This is a genomic window from Sphingomonas sp. LC-1, assembly GCF_025371035.1.
Classification (GTDB): domain Bacteria; phylum Pseudomonadota; class Alphaproteobacteria; order Sphingomonadales; family Sphingomonadaceae; genus Sphingomonas; species Sphingomonas sanguinis_E.
The window spans coordinates 102,616-114,454 of sequence record NZ_JANZXB010000011.1; the positions used below are offsets into that span (position 1 = coordinate 102,616).

General features: G+C 65.8%; 16 protein-coding genes and 1 tRNA gene. 5 read left to right on the top strand and 12 right to left on the bottom strand.

The window, feature by feature from the left end; translation table 11 throughout:
* Positions 1-6: 6 nt before the first annotated feature.
* The 4 genes from NZL82_RS15310 to NZL82_RS15325 all read right to left on the bottom strand — a co-directional run bounded on the left by NZL82_RS15310 (position 7) and on the right by NZL82_RS15325 (position 1,640).
* Positions 7-417: a MerR family DNA-binding transcriptional regulator gene (locus NZL82_RS15310; RefSeq protein ID WP_261270613.1), complete on the bottom strand. Its 411-nt coding sequence runs from the start codon at positions 415-417 to the stop codon at positions 7-9.
* 44 nt (positions 418-461) lie between these two features.
* A complete protein-coding gene (locus NZL82_RS15315; protein WP_261270614.1) occupies positions 462-968 on the bottom strand; it encodes a hypothetical protein in 507 nt (168 codons plus the stop codon).
* Positions 965-1,327: a phosphoribosyl-AMP cyclohydrolase gene (hisI, locus tag NZL82_RS15320; protein ID WP_261270615.1), complete on the bottom strand. Its 363-nt coding sequence runs from the start codon at positions 1,325-1,327 to the stop codon at positions 965-967. The genes NZL82_RS15315 and hisI overlap by 4 nt, the downstream gene beginning before the upstream one ends.
* A 61-nt stretch (positions 1,328-1,388) precedes the next feature.
* Positions 1,389-1,640: a Rho termination factor N-terminal domain-containing protein gene (locus NZL82_RS15325; RefSeq protein ID WP_261270616.1), complete on the bottom strand. Its 252-nt coding sequence runs from the start codon at positions 1,638-1,640 to the stop codon at positions 1,389-1,391.
* A gap of 144 nt (positions 1,641-1,784) precedes the next feature.
* On the opposite strand from NZL82_RS15325, the gene purF reads away from it, so the two are divergent.
* Positions 1,785-3,236, top strand: a complete 1,452-nt coding sequence (gene purF, locus NZL82_RS15330) for an amidophosphoribosyltransferase (protein ID WP_261270617.1) — start codon at positions 1,785-1,787, stop codon at positions 3,234-3,236.
* Positions 3,236-3,946 carry an SDR family NAD(P)-dependent oxidoreductase gene (locus NZL82_RS15335; protein WP_261270618.1) on the top strand — a complete coding sequence of 237 codons (711 nt, stop codon included), beginning with the start codon at positions 3,236-3,238 and terminating at the stop codon, positions 3,944-3,946. The genes purF and NZL82_RS15335 overlap by 1 nt, the downstream gene beginning before the upstream one ends.
* A 133-nt stretch (positions 3,947-4,079) precedes the next feature.
* Here NZL82_RS15335 and NZL82_RS15340 read toward each other — a convergent pair whose 3' ends face one another.
* The 4 genes from NZL82_RS15340 to NZL82_RS15355 are packed head-to-tail and all read right to left on the bottom strand — an operon-like array spanning position 4,080 to position 7,943.
* The gene (locus tag NZL82_RS15340) at positions 4,080-5,054 is read right to left on the bottom strand and encodes an AAA family ATPase (RefSeq protein ID WP_261270619.1); all 975 of its coding nucleotides are present in this window, start codon (positions 5,052-5,054) and stop codon (positions 4,080-4,082) included.
* Positions 5,055-5,058: 4 nt separating this feature from the next.
* Positions 5,059-6,231: a D-alanyl-D-alanine carboxypeptidase family protein gene (locus NZL82_RS15345; protein WP_261270620.1), complete on the bottom strand. Its 1,173-nt coding sequence runs from the start codon at positions 6,229-6,231 to the stop codon at positions 5,059-5,061.
* 31 nt (positions 6,232-6,262) lie between these two features.
* Complete coding sequence (locus tag NZL82_RS15350) at positions 6,263-6,940, bottom strand: septal ring lytic transglycosylase RlpA family protein (protein ID WP_261270621.1); 678 nt, start codon at positions 6,938-6,940, stop codon at positions 6,263-6,265.
* Positions 6,924-7,943 (bottom strand): lytic transglycosylase domain-containing protein, encoded by a 1,020-nt coding sequence (locus NZL82_RS15355; RefSeq protein WP_261270622.1) that lies wholly within the window; start codon positions 7,941-7,943, stop codon positions 6,924-6,926. The genes NZL82_RS15350 and NZL82_RS15355 overlap by 17 nt, the downstream gene beginning before the upstream one ends.
* A 190-nt stretch (positions 7,944-8,133) precedes the next feature.
* Here NZL82_RS15355 and NZL82_RS15360 point away from each other — a divergent pair.
* Both NZL82_RS15360 and NZL82_RS15365 read left to right on the top strand, forming a co-directional pair.
* A tRNA-Ser gene (locus NZL82_RS15360) sits at positions 8,134-8,223 on the top strand.
* Between the two features lie 190 nt (positions 8,224-8,413).
* Positions 8,414-9,718: a phage integrase central domain-containing protein gene (locus tag NZL82_RS15365; RefSeq protein ID WP_261270623.1), complete on the top strand. Its 1,305-nt coding sequence runs from the start codon at positions 8,414-8,416 to the stop codon at positions 9,716-9,718.
* 16 nt (positions 9,719-9,734) lie between these two features.
* Here the strand turns inward: NZL82_RS15365 and NZL82_RS15370 are convergent, their stop codons facing one another.
* Positions 9,735-9,938: an AlpA family transcriptional regulator gene (locus NZL82_RS15370; protein ID WP_261270624.1), complete on the bottom strand. Its 204-nt coding sequence runs from the start codon at positions 9,936-9,938 to the stop codon at positions 9,735-9,737.
* On the bottom strand, positions 9,931-10,329 hold the full coding sequence (locus NZL82_RS15375) for a hypothetical protein (RefSeq protein ID WP_261270625.1): 399 nt from the start codon (positions 10,327-10,329) through the stop codon (positions 9,931-9,933). The genes NZL82_RS15370 and NZL82_RS15375 overlap by 8 nt, the downstream gene beginning before the upstream one ends.
* Positions 10,330-10,413: 84 nt before the next feature.
* Here NZL82_RS15375 and NZL82_RS15380 point away from each other — a divergent pair, with 84 nt between their 5' ends.
* Positions 10,414-10,605, top strand: coding sequence for a hypothetical protein (locus tag NZL82_RS15380; protein ID WP_261270626.1), 192 nt, complete (start codon positions 10,414-10,416; stop codon positions 10,603-10,605).
* Between the two features lie 188 nt (positions 10,606-10,793).
* On the opposite strand, the gene NZL82_RS19845 is transcribed toward NZL82_RS15380, so the two are convergent.
* Both NZL82_RS19845 and NZL82_RS15385 read right to left on the bottom strand, forming a co-directional pair.
* Positions 10,794-11,180 carry an HNH endonuclease signature motif containing protein gene (locus NZL82_RS19845; RefSeq protein ID WP_353772910.1) on the bottom strand — a complete coding sequence of 129 codons (387 nt, stop codon included), beginning with the start codon at positions 11,178-11,180 and terminating at the stop codon, positions 10,794-10,796.
* A complete protein-coding gene (locus NZL82_RS15385; protein ID WP_261270627.1) occupies positions 11,161-11,823 on the bottom strand; it encodes a hypothetical protein in 663 nt (220 codons plus the stop codon). The genes NZL82_RS19845 and NZL82_RS15385 overlap by 20 nt, the downstream gene beginning before the upstream one ends.
* Positions 11,824-11,839: the final 16 nt, after the last annotated feature.

Below are 11,839 nucleotides of genomic sequence, written 5' to 3' on the forward strand. Positions count from 1 at the left end.
GGTTCGTCAGTCGCGGTGCGATTCGACGACCGCGACGAACTCGGTCAACTCAGCGATTGCCGCGTCGATGTCCCGCTTCTGCGCCTGCAAGGCCTCGATCTTGGCGGTGCAGCGAGCGATCGTGACTTCACGCTGCTGGCGGCGGTCATCGCCCAGGTCATAGAGGTCGATCATCTCGCGAATATCCGCCAGACTGAACCCCACCCGCTTGCCCCGCAATATCCAGGCAAGCCGGGCGCGATCGCGCTGCGAATAGATACGCTGCGTCCCCCGCCGCTCGGGCGCGATCAGCCCTTCATCCTCATAAAAGCGAAGCGCCCGCGCCGTGACGCCGAATTCCGTGCAGAGCTGTGTAATGGAATAATCGTCGCGATCGCCACGGGGGGGAATGGCTGCAGGAGCAACGGGGGTCGACATGGCGCGACGCTATATGCCGTTTACGTGAACGTCAATCGACCCGCTCAGCTATCGCACAGACGGTCGCCGTCCACGCCGTGAAGCGCCTGCGCTTCGGCCATCGAGGCGCTGATCCGTTCGACGGCGAGGGCCGACAGGCTGGCCCTGCCGGTGCACAAGGCATTGCACGCATTGGGCAAAGCCGCCGGGAACTGAATGGTTTCGCCATCGAAGCGGGCGGTGAAGCGGCACGCTCCCAGGGCGATCTCCAAGGCAGGGCCGGACCGGTGGAGCGTACCACGCGCGGTACACCCCTGCCCCTCGCCATAATCGAGCATCACGCCGATCTGTCGATCCGCCGCCGCCCCGCCGGACTTGGGCAGGATGCACATCCGGTCTGTGTCGCGCGACCAGATGCCGTCGAGCGGTGCGGCAGCGGGGTCGGCGACGAGACCGGCAGCAATGCCCGCCGCCTCCAACCGTTCGCCCGCCGCATTGTCGCCGCTTCCCACGCCCTGACTGCAGGCCGCCGTCCATCCCGCCAGCAGGACGATCCCCCAGCGTCTGATCACGCCACCGGGGCCAGGCCGTCGCCGTCGATCCGCCGATAAAAGCAACTGCGCCGCCCGGTATGACAAGCCGGGCCCGCCGGCTCGCAGATCAGCCAGATCGCATCCTGATCGCAATCGATCCGCATCTCCACGACGCGCAGGACATTGTTCGAGCTTTCGCCCTTCTTCCATAAACGCCCGCGACTGCGCGACCAAAAATGCGCTTCTCCGGTGTCCCGTGTCGCCGACAGCGCTTCTTGGTTCATATGCGCGACCATGAGAATTTCGCCGCTCGCCCTGTCGGTGGCGATGGCGGTGAGCAAGCCATTTGCATCGAATTTCGGGTCGAGCGTCAGCCCGGTGTCGCGGTGATCTGCCATAGCCCCGCCTTTAACCGGCTATCGGGCGCGAGTCATCTTTGCGCACGGTGCAAGCCGCCAATCACCCGTGATCGCGAATCGCCTTGATAAGATCGTCCTTGCTCATCTTCGATCGGCCTTCGATACCGATCTTTCGAGCTTCCTTCATCAGGTCGTCCTTGGTGCGATCTTCGAGATGGGTGGCTCGGTGATCCAGACTGCCCTTCGCTTTCGCGTTGGCGATGCGAGCGGCCTTTTCCTTGGATTGGCCCTGCTTGCGCAGTTCCTCGTACAGCCCGTCATCCTTGATCTGGGCCCCATGATCGCGCGCCATATGGCTTCTCCTATATCGGGGCCCGAAACGCAGGGTCTGCGAAAATGATCCCGTGGATGATGACAAACAGGCGACAAACGCAGATCACATTCCTATATGCGCCCCGTCTGCCCCTTAGTTGCGAACGTTGCGAGCGCCTCTCCCATGCTGACCACCAACCCCTTCGACGACGACAAACTCCGCGAGGAATGCGGTATTTTCGGCGTGTCCGGCGCCACCGGCGCGGCGGCACTGACCGCGCTGGGCCTTCACGCGCTCCAGCATCGCGGGCAGGAAGCCGCGGGCATCACCAGCTTCGATGGCACGCTGTTCCATACGCACCGCGCCATGGGGCATGTCGCGGGCAATTTCGATCGTGACGATGTGATCCGCGGCCTGCCGGGCGATGTCGCCTGCGGCCATGTCCGCTACTCGACCACGGGCGAAACCGCGCTGCGCAACGTCCAGCCGCTTTATGCCGATCTGTCGACCGGCGGCTTCGCCATCGCGCATAACGGCAATATCTCCAATGCGATGAAGCTGCGTCGCGAGCTCGTGCGTCGCGGTTCGATCTTCCAGTCGACCAGCGATACCGAGACGATCATCCATTTGGTCGCGACTTCCAACTATCGCACCCTGCTCGATCGGTTCATCGACGCGCTGAAGCAGGTCGAGGGCGCCTATTCGCTGATCGTGATGACGCCGGAGGGCATGATCGCCTGCCGCGATCCGTTGGGCATCCGGCCGCTGGTCATGGGTCGCCTGGACGGCTCGGTGATCTTCGCATCCGAGACCGTGGCGTTGGACGTGTGCGGCGCGACCTTCGAGCGTGCGGTCGAGCCGGGCGAGTTGGTCATCGTGCAGGGCACCGAAATTCGCTCGATCCACCCCTTCCAGTCGGTGGCGCCGCGCCCCTGCATCTTCGAATGGGTCTATTTCAGCCGCCCCGATTCGATCGCGGGCGATCAGTCGGTCTATTCGGTCCGCAAGGAAATCGGCGCGCAGCTGGCGATCGAGGCACCGGTCGATGCCGACCTGGTCATCCCGGTTCCCGATTCGGGCGTGCCCGCCGCGATCGGCTATGCCCAGCAGTCGGGCATTCCGTTCGAGTTGGGCATCATCCGCTCGCACTATGTCGGCCGAACCTTCATCCAGCCAGGGGACAAGGTCCGTCACCTGGGCGTCAAGTTGAAGCACAACGCGAACCGCGCGCTGATCCAGGGCAAGAAGGTCGTGCTGATCGACGATTCGATCGTGCGCGGCACCACCAGCCTCAAGATCGTGCAGATGATGCGCGAAGCGGGCGCGGCCGAAGTGCATATGCGCATCGCCAGCCCGCCCACCCGGCATAGCTGCTTCTACGGCGTCGACACGCCCGAGCGCGCCAAGCTGCTCGCGGCCAAGCTGGACCTGGGCGGGATGACCGACTTCATCCATGCCGACAGCCTGTCCTTCGTGTCGATCGAGGGACTCTACAAGGCGCTGAACGCCGCGCGCGGTGAAACCCCTAGCTATTGCGACGCCTGTTTCACTGGCGACTACCCCACCACCCTGACCGACCACGACGAAACCGCGCCGGTCGATCAGTTTCAGCTGCTGGCCGAGCGGGTCGCCTGATGGCCGGTGCGCTGTCGGGTAAGTTGGCCCTGGTCACCGGGGCCAGCCGGGGCATCGGTGCGGCCACCGCCATCGCGCTGGCGGCGGAAGGAGCCCATGTCGTCCTGACCGCGCGAACGCCCAAGGGATTGGAGGAGGTCGAGGAGAGGATCTTCGACGCCGGTGGTTCGGCAACGATCGCCCCGCTCGACCTGGCGGAAAATGACTCGATCGGACGCCTAGCCGCCGCGATTGGCGAGCGCTGGCAGGCGCTGGACGTGATGGTCCTGAATGCTGCGATGCTGGGCTCACTGGCCGCCGTGCCCGCGATCGATCCCAAGGAGTTCGCACGCGTCCTGACCCTGAACGTCAGCGCGCAGGCAGCGATGATTTCCGCCTTCGACCCGATGCTGCGCCGCTCGAGCGGCGCGCGGGTCATCGGCGTCACCTCCTCGGTCGGGCGCAAGCCGCGCGCATATTGGGGCGCTTATGGCGCGTCCAAGGCGGCGTTCGAAACGCTGCTCGGCGCCTATGGCGACGAAACGTCCGAGATTAGCGCGATCCGTGCCGCCATCGTCGACCCCGGCGCGACCCGGACTCAGATGCGCGCTAAGGCTTATCCGGGTGAGGACCCTGCCTCGGTGAAAACGCCGGAAGTGGTGGCCGAAAGGATTGCCGCCCTGGCGATCGACGGCTTCGCGCCCGGGCATTTCGAGCGGGTGGGTCTGTAAGGGGCTGTTTGGTTGGCGGTGGGGCGTGGCCTTCGACTTCGCTCAGGCTGAGCGGGGTTAGGGAATCCTGCTCCACCCAGGCCGTTCAGGCTTGGCGAAGTCGAAGCCCACGCCCCGCCATCGCCCAAAGCCCTCACCGCAACGTCGCGACGATCCCCGCCATTTCGAACACCGTGCCCTGCGCATCCAGTGACAGGCCCCGCGCCGCACCTGCAAGATCCTGCGCGGCGGCATAGGCGTCCAGCGCCACCTTCAACCCCGGCCCCGACCGCCCGCGTGCGCGCTCTGCGATGAAGGCGGGCACCCGGTCAAGAAACGCCTCATAGCGGGCCTGCGCAGCTTTGCCCGCCAATGCCTTGGCCAGCTTCACCCGCTCCGCATTGCCGGGATCACCCGTTTCCGCGATCCGTGCGATCGCGCTGTCCAGCCCGGCGATATTCAACCCGGCAAAGCGCAGCGCCCGCCCCGGCGCACCATCCGCCACCGCGACCAGGGCGGCGATCTCGCCCTCATCCGCCTCGGGGAGCTGCATCCGCAACACCCGCGCGACGTCCGCATCGCTCAGCCGTTCGAAGCGCAGCAAACGACAGCGCGACCGGATGGTGGGGAGCAACCGCCCCGGCGCATGGCTGACCAGCAGGAACACCGTGCCCGCGGGCGGCTCCTCCAGATTCTTGAGCAGCGCATTGGCCCCGCCACGTTCCAGATCGTCGATCGCATCGATCAGGACGACACGCGCCGGGCCCATGGCGGGCGCGGTCGCGAACATGGGTTGTAGCGTGCGGACCTGCGCGATGCTGATCGAGCGCGCGAGATCTTGATCGGGCTTGTCCGCATCCTTGGGCAGCCGCGACAGGACGCGAAAGTCGGGATGCGAGCCCGCCGCGATCAACTTGGCCGTGGGGTGATCCTCGGGCACGGCCAGGCCGGGGGGCAAGTCCCCCGCCCCGCCGCCCCGCGCGAGCAGACGCGCCGCCGCCGCCCGCGCGAAGCTCGCCTTACCGACACCTTCCGGCCCGGCGATCAGCCAGGCATGGTGAAGCTTGGCGCCGCCCAGCGCGGCGGCAAAGGCGGCCTGGCCCGCGTCATTGCCGACCGGCAGGGTCATCGGCTCAGCCGAAGATCGAGGTCAGCCCGGCCCAGGCGCGACCGAAAAAGCCCGCTTCGCTGACATCCTTGTCCGCAACCAGCGCCAGCCGCTGCGCCGGCATGTCGGGCGAACTGATGACGAGGTCGGCGATATGCTGGCCCGCCTTGATCGGCGCCTTGATCGGGCCTTGATAGACGACCTTCGCGCTCAATTGCGGATCGAGGCCAGCAGGCAGCGTCACGGTCAGCTGCTGCGGCGCGATCAGGCCGACGCTGCTCGACGATCCCATCTGAACCTCGGCATCGGCGACCTTCTTGCCCTTTGCCACGACCGGCTTGGCCTGCCATGCGCGGAAGCCCCAGTTCATGAACTTGACCGACTCTTCCGACCGCGCGTTGAAGCTGTTCAGTCCCGCAACGACCATCACCAGTCGGCGGCCATTCTGCTCGGCGGAGCCGGTGAAGCCGAACCCGGCCTCCTCGGTATGGCCCGTCTTCAGGCCATCGGCCCCGGCGACGCGGCCCAGCAACGGATCGCGATTGGCCTGGGTGATGGCATTCCCGCCCATCGTCTTGCCCCAGGTGAAATCCCGGCGCGAGTAGAATTGCTTGTAGAGCTGCGGGAAGTCCTGGATCGTATGCTCGGCCAGATCGGCCAGGTCGCGCGCGGTGACATAGGTGACGCCGCCGTCCGGCCAGCCGTTCGACGTGCCGAAATGGCTGTTGTTCAGGCCGATCTGCTTGGCGGTGCGGTTCATCCGCTCGACGAAGTTCGGCTCGGTTCCCGCAATGTGCTCGGCCAGAACGACACAGGCGTCATTGCCCGACAGGGTGACGATGCCGTACAACAGGTTGGCGACGCTGACCTGCTCGCCGGGCGACAGGAACATGGTCGACCCCGCCTGGGGCCCATGCCACTTGGCCCAGGTCTCCGGCTGGACGGTGACCATGTCGTTCAGCTTCAACTGGCCCTTCTTCACCAGGTCGAAGGCGACATAGACCGTCATCATCTTCGCCATCGATGCGGGCGGCATCCGGCGGTCTGCATCACGCTGAAACAGGATCGCACCCGAGGACAGGTCCTTCATGAAGGCGACGGGGGCGGTCGTCTCGAACTGCGGAGCGGCCGCGATCGAGGGGTGGGCCAGCGCGACGAGAGCGAGCGGGGCGGCGAAGGATACGAACAGGGTCTTCATGCGTGTTCCGTGACCAAAGGGCGGGGAGAGGTCAATCCTGAAGCAGGATGCGGGCGTCGTCATAACCCGCCCGGGCCGCCGCGTCACGCAGCGCTTTGGCGGATTCAGGCGTCATTCCACTGCGTTCCACCCGCCATACCCGCCCAGCCGGGCGGAGTTGCGCGTCGAAGCGCCGCGCCAGGGCCTGGGCACGGTCATGACTGGCGAAGCTGGCAATCTGTACGCGATATTGGGCATGCGGATCGAGCGCGATCGGGCGAGCGACCGGCGCCACCGCACTGGCCCCGGCCAGGATCAGGCCGGGGGCGTCGCCGCCGGGCGTCAGGGCCCGCAGCCTGATATGCGCCACCGCCCGCTTATTGGTACCCAGCAGCCGGGCCGCGCCCAGCGACAGGTCGGCCACCCGATCGGCTCGGCCCGGGCCACGATCCCCGACCCGTGCGACGATGGTGCGCCCGGTATCCACATCGGTCACCTCGACCATCGATTCGAGCGGCAGGGTGCGATGCGCGATCATCACGTCGTCGGGATCGAAACGCCGCCCCGTCGCGGTCCGCCGCCCCGCCAGTTCATGCCCATACCAGCTCGCCCGCCCGGTGGCGTCATAACGGCCATAACGCGGCGCGGTCGGCTCTTCGGTCTTCGCCGCTACCGGGGTCGCGGTCAGGGCCGCGACGATCAGGACGATCGCCTCAACCCGCAATCGCATCGGCCAGCAACCCCACCGACAAAGCGTAGAAGTTGGAGCAGTTGTAATCCAGGATGACCCGGTAATTGCCGGTCAGCAGATAGGCGGTCGCCCCCTGCCCGTCCGGCTCCATCAGCGTCGCAAGCACCCGGTCGTCGGGCCAGGCGGCACCCTGCGGTACGATGCCCATCGCGCGCCACTCCGCCATGGTCCGCCATCCGCTATGCCGTTCGAACACGCGCGGGCAGCGTGGGCTGACCAGCCGGTTGCGTACCATCGACTGGTCGAACCCGGCCGGAACGGTGACCGCAAAGCCCCAGGGCTGCCCCGCACGCCATCCGGCATTGACGAAGTAATTGCCAATCGAGGCCAGCGTATCCGCCTCGCTATTCCATATGTCCACGCGACCATCACCGTCGCCATCGCGGCCCAGGCGCAGATAGATGGAGGGCAGGAATTGGGGATTGCCGGTCGCCCCGGCCCAGCTGCCCTTCAACTGATCGCGGGTGACGCCCCGGTCCATCATCTTGAGCGCAGCGATGAATTCGCCCTCGAACAGCGGACGACGGCGACCCTCATAGGCCAGGCTCGCCAGCGAGCGGATCAGATCGAAATTGCCGGTATAGGAACCGTAATTGGTCTCATGCCCCCAGATCGCGACCATGATCGATTCGGGCACGCCCGTCTCGCGCTCGATCCGCGACAGGCGGGGCCGCTGCGCGAGATACTTGCTTCGACCGCGACCGATCCGCGCCGCATCGACATGCACGGCCTTATAGGGGGCAAAGGGACTAAAGCCGCTATTGGCCGGGCCGCCCGGCTGTCGCCGATCCAGTTCGATCACACGCGAATTGAGCGTCAGCGTGGGCAGCACCGAGTCCAGCGTGGCGCGGCTGACCCCCTGCCCTAACGCGGTACCGCGAAACTGTTGAAGATAGCTTTGAAAGCCGGCTTCATCCTGCGCCTGCGCGCCGGTGCCACCGAGCGTCAGCAGCGCCAGACCCGAGAATAAGCCGAGGCGCATCACACGCCGGGTAATCGTCCCCCACATGACGCCTGTTTGCCATAGCGGGGCGTTTGCAGGAACCTCGCATCACCGCAGCCATGGCACGATCAACCGCGCGGAGCCGCCGGCTGCATTCCGCAGAAACTCGCACAATCCATGGTGGATTTGCCGGCGCGCTTGACGTACACGCACCTCCCGCGCCGATCCCGGAAGAGTGGCCGAGCGGTTTAAGGCACCGGTCTTGAAAACCGGCGATGGTGCAAGCCATCCGTGGGTTCGAATCCCACCTCTTCCGCCAGAACCCTGCATCAATACGCCTCACAACGTCTCAATCCCCTCGTAAACGCGGGGAAATTTTGATATTCGATGTCTCAGGTTGTCTCGGTTTGTTCCGCAAAAGCGCGGGGGTATCGGGGGTATCGGACGGGGTATCGCCGTCGACGCGTCCCGCGATACCCCGACCGGCAGGCCGATAGCGGGGTATGGACATGCTGACCGACACGGCGGTGAAAAAGGCGGAGCGACGGGACAAGCCGTACAAGATGGCCGATTCCGGAGGCCTATATCTGCATGTTGCACCTACCGGGTCGAAGTCCTGGCGGATGAAATTCCGCTTCGACGGCAAGGAAAAGCTGCTGACGTTTGGGCCGTACCCCGAGGTCAAGCTATCCGAGGCGCGCGAACGCCGCGATGAAGCGCGCCGACAGATCCGTGATCATATCGACCCGTCCGGTGCGCGGCGGCGGTCGCGTGAGGAGCGCGACCGGAAGGCGCTCGACGAGGCACGGGCGGTGTCCTTTGAGACGGCGGCGCGGGCCTGGTTCGGTCTGCAAAAAGGGCGATGGGCGCCGGTCCACGCGGACGACGTCATCACCAGCTTGGAGCGTGACGTCTTTCCGGCCTTCGGTGCCCGCGCGTTGACCGAGATTGACGCCCCGACCGTGCTGAAGGCGCTTCGCGCGGTGGAGGATCGCGGCTCGATCGAGACGGCGAAGCGACTGCGCCAGCGAATCTCGGCGGTCTTCGCGATGTATATCTCTGAGGGGGTCGTCGCAGTCGATCCGGCGGCGGCGGTCGGAAAGGCGCTGCGTCCGCTGCCGAAGAAAGGTCGGCAGCCCGCGCTGACCGATGTCGACGAAGCGCGCGGCGTGCTGATCGCGGCCGAGGCTTCCGGGGCATCGCCGGTGACCAAGCTGGCTTCGCGCCTGCTAGCGCTGACCCAATCGCGGCCTGGCATGATCCGTGGGGCCGAATGGGAGGAATTCGAGGGTATTGACTGGACCGGGGAGCAGTATGGCCCATTCATGCCGCTGTGGCGCGTCCCGGCGGCGCGCATGAAGCTGGTCAGCGACCTGAAGGCCGAGGAAGCTTTCGAGCACCTGATCCCGCTGCCCTGGCAAGCGGTCGACACTCTGCTCGCGGTGCGGCGACTGTCCGGCCGTGGCCGCTTGGTCTTTCCAAGCCAGCGGCATAGCCACCGCCCGCTGTCCGAGAATGCGATCGGCTATCTGTATAACCGCGTCGGGTATCACGGGCGCCACGTCCCGCACGGCTGGCGCGCCGCATTCTCGACGACGATGAACGCGATCGCCAAGCGCCAGCGCCGAGTCGGCGATGATGACGTGATCGAGCTGATGCTGGCCCATGTCCCGGCCAATAAAGTGAAGGCGGCCTATGACCGGGCGGGACACATGGAGCGGCGGCGCGAGCTATCCCAAGAGTGGGCCGACATGCTCATGAAGGGGCTGGCTCCAGCCAATGATGTGCTCGGCGGGCGACGGCGGGGCGGCTGAGCGCCCCGCCTATCGTTCAGGCCGCGGCCCGCCAGCCGATCGGATTGGCGACCCACGCGTTGATGTCCGCCTCATACCACGCGACCATGCGCGTGCTGATTGGTGTGGCGGGCGGGAACGCTCCGGCGGCCATCTTGCGGTAAATCGTCGCCCGCGACAGCTTCGTCCGAGCGCGGACGTCGGGCAGCCGCAGCAGAGTATCATGCTGACGGTCAGGCATTGCTCTTTACCTCCTCAGGAACATATCGCCGCCAGAGCGCCCTAAGAGCGTCGAGCCATGCCGTGGCATCTTGGCGCTTCGCCTGGGTCGCGCCCTTGCGCGCGAAGAATTTATGGTGATCGACCTGGTCGAGGATCCAGCACCGCGCGAACGGCGGCGGCGGCTCGCCGTGAACGTCCAGCCGGCTGTCGATCGCGAAGTGGACCGCATCGGACTTCTCGGGCGTCCAATCCTCCCGGTCCCGCTTCCGCAGGATCGACAACCGACCGATCAGGATCACGCACCACGCCCCGAACGACGCCGCACGCCCCTCCTCCATCAGCTTCCACACCTCCGGCTGATTTTGCCAGCTGTAGGCGCTCTCGCTCATCGCGAAGCCGGTCCCGGTCATGACGCAATGCTCACTGGCGCCGCGGCGCGCGCGGGGGCACCATCCCCTGGCCGACACGCGAGTCGGCCCATGGAGAGGTTCGACATGAAGATCTTCGCTGCTGCACTGACCGCTGCCGCCCTGTTCGCCACGCCCGCGCTGGCCGCCCCGTGCCGAGATGCGAAGGGAAAATTCATCAAATGCCCCGAGAAGGCCGCCTCAGCGTCGACCCGCTGCAAGGCAGCGAACGGCAAGTTCGCAAAGTGCGGGACGCCAGGCGCGAAGCCGATCAAGTGACCCGCGCGCCCCGGCCGCCCAATGGCCGGGGCACCGACCCGCGCCCGCTCGCTCATCGCGAAACCGGAGGCGGTCATGCTGCGGCCCTCCCATAGATGGCAGCCAGCGCGGCTTCCGTGCGCAGGATCGCCTTGCCTATGGCTTCGGGGATTTGGGGGATGACCGCGTCGCCGAACGCCTCGACCTGCCTACTGGCGAACAGTCTCAGCCGTCGCTCTGCCCGCTGGTGAACGGCCCACAAGTCTTGCTCGCATATGGTGACTGGAATGGCAGGGTGAGCAGAGGGTCTGGAGGTTGGTGGGGTCGCCGTTGGTCCAGTCTTCGTCAATGTGATGGATCGCGAGGCGGTCTGTGCCTTGGCAGACTTCGCAGGCTTCTCCCAAGTGGCGTCGGGCGCGATGGTTATGCTGCAACCGTCCAACATCGTCTCGGCTATTGGCGCAAGCCTGCGAGCAGTGGTCGCGCTGTAGGAAGCGAGAACGATCCTCAAGGCGCTGGCCAAATCGCTGTCGAGTGAAGGCTGCTCCACATGCTCGGCAGATTTTACTGCCGCAATCAATCGCTCGCCTTCCCATCGCATACCCCCTTCTTCAAGCAAGATAGCCAGAAACGCCCAGGCCTGTAACCTAGCATCCAGCCATACGTGACTGGTAAGGTCTCTGAGGGACCAATCAGCCCAGCCTCCGTCAGGATCGCCGCGATCTGGCGCGCATAGGCCCATTTGTCCGGCGCCCTGCCCGTCTGCGCACCGTCCAGCACAGCGTCCATCGTCGGCGATTTCCGCTTGTCGTATGCCGGGGACCATGCATCCATCCGCTTGTCCCGCTTGGTCGGGGTCGGAAGTGTCTCGGGCATCAGGAAATGCACGACTTCCCCCATGTTCGGGGTCCGATCGAAGTCGTCCTGATCCGTGGTCATACGACCCTTCTGCCGTCTCAGCACTGATCCCCGTGGGGCAGGATTCGCTGTTGGCGTACCCAGCATCCCCGCATGGCGCGATGGATAGCCGTTCAGCTGGCTCAGCACGTCCCCACGGAAGCCCCGATCGGCATCCGTCTTGCGCGGTGTCGCCAGCATGGCTTGCTGCAACTGGTGACGCGCCGATCCCATCCGGCCCGTGTCCCCGTGCCCACCCGCCTTCATATCCGACGCGCGCGGCGTGCTCAGCGGTGGATTGCCGATCAGATCCCAGCCCTCGCACGATGGCCATTTCTGCATGGACGGGTGATGCAAA

What these genes read in the sequence shown, in the direction of transcription:
- NZL82_RS15310 (WP_261270613.1), bottom strand. Translation starts at nt 417, where the DNA reads ATGTCGACCCCCGTTGCTCCTGCAGCCATTCCCCCCCGTGGCGATCGC.
- hisI (WP_261270615.1), bottom strand. Translation starts at nt 1,327, where the DNA reads ATGGCAGATCACCGCGACACCGGGCTGACGCTCGACCCGAAATTCGAT.
- NZL82_RS15325 (WP_261270616.1), bottom strand. Translation starts at nt 1,640, where the DNA reads ATGGCGCGCGATCATGGGGCCCAGATCAAGGATGACGGGCTGTACGAG.
- purF (WP_261270617.1), top strand. Translation starts at nt 1,785, where the DNA reads ATGCTGACCACCAACCCCTTCGACGACGACAAACTCCGCGAGGAATGC.
- NZL82_RS15335 (WP_261270618.1), top strand. Translation starts at nt 3,236, where the DNA reads ATGGCCGGTGCGCTGTCGGGTAAGTTGGCCCTGGTCACCGGGGCCAGC.
- NZL82_RS15340 (WP_261270619.1), bottom strand. Translation starts at nt 5,054, where the DNA reads ATGACCCTGCCGGTCGGCAATGACGCGGGCCAGGCCGCCTTTGCCGCC.
- NZL82_RS15345 (WP_261270620.1), bottom strand. Translation starts at nt 6,231, where the DNA reads ATGAAGACCCTGTTCGTATCCTTCGCCGCCCCGCTCGCTCTCGTCGCG.
- NZL82_RS15350 (WP_261270621.1), bottom strand. Translation starts at nt 6,940, where the DNA reads ATGCGATTGCGGGTTGAGGCGATCGTCCTGATCGTCGCGGCCCTGACC.
- NZL82_RS15355 (WP_261270622.1), bottom strand. Translation starts at nt 7,943, where the DNA reads ATGCGCCTCGGCTTATTCTCGGGTCTGGCGCTGCTGACGCTCGGTGGC.
- NZL82_RS15365 (WP_261270623.1), top strand. Translation starts at nt 8,414, where the DNA reads ATGCTGACCGACACGGCGGTGAAAAAGGCGGAGCGACGGGACAAGCCG.
- NZL82_RS15370 (WP_261270624.1), bottom strand. Translation starts at nt 9,938, where the DNA reads ATGCCTGACCGTCAGCATGATACTCTGCTGCGGCTGCCCGACGTCCGC.
- NZL82_RS15375 (WP_261270625.1), bottom strand. Translation starts at nt 10,329, where the DNA reads ATGACCGGGACCGGCTTCGCGATGAGCGAGAGCGCCTACAGCTGGCAA.
- NZL82_RS15380 (WP_261270626.1), top strand. Translation starts at nt 10,414, where the DNA reads ATGAAGATCTTCGCTGCTGCACTGACCGCTGCCGCCCTGTTCGCCACG.
- NZL82_RS19845 (WP_353772910.1), bottom strand. Translation starts at nt 11,180, where the DNA reads ATGGGAAGGCGAGCGATTGATTGCGGCAGTAAAATCTGCCGAGCATGT.
- NZL82_RS15385 (WP_261270627.1), bottom strand. Translation starts at nt 11,823, where the DNA reads ATGCAGAAATGGCCATCGTGCGAGGGCTGGGATCTGATCGGCAATCCA.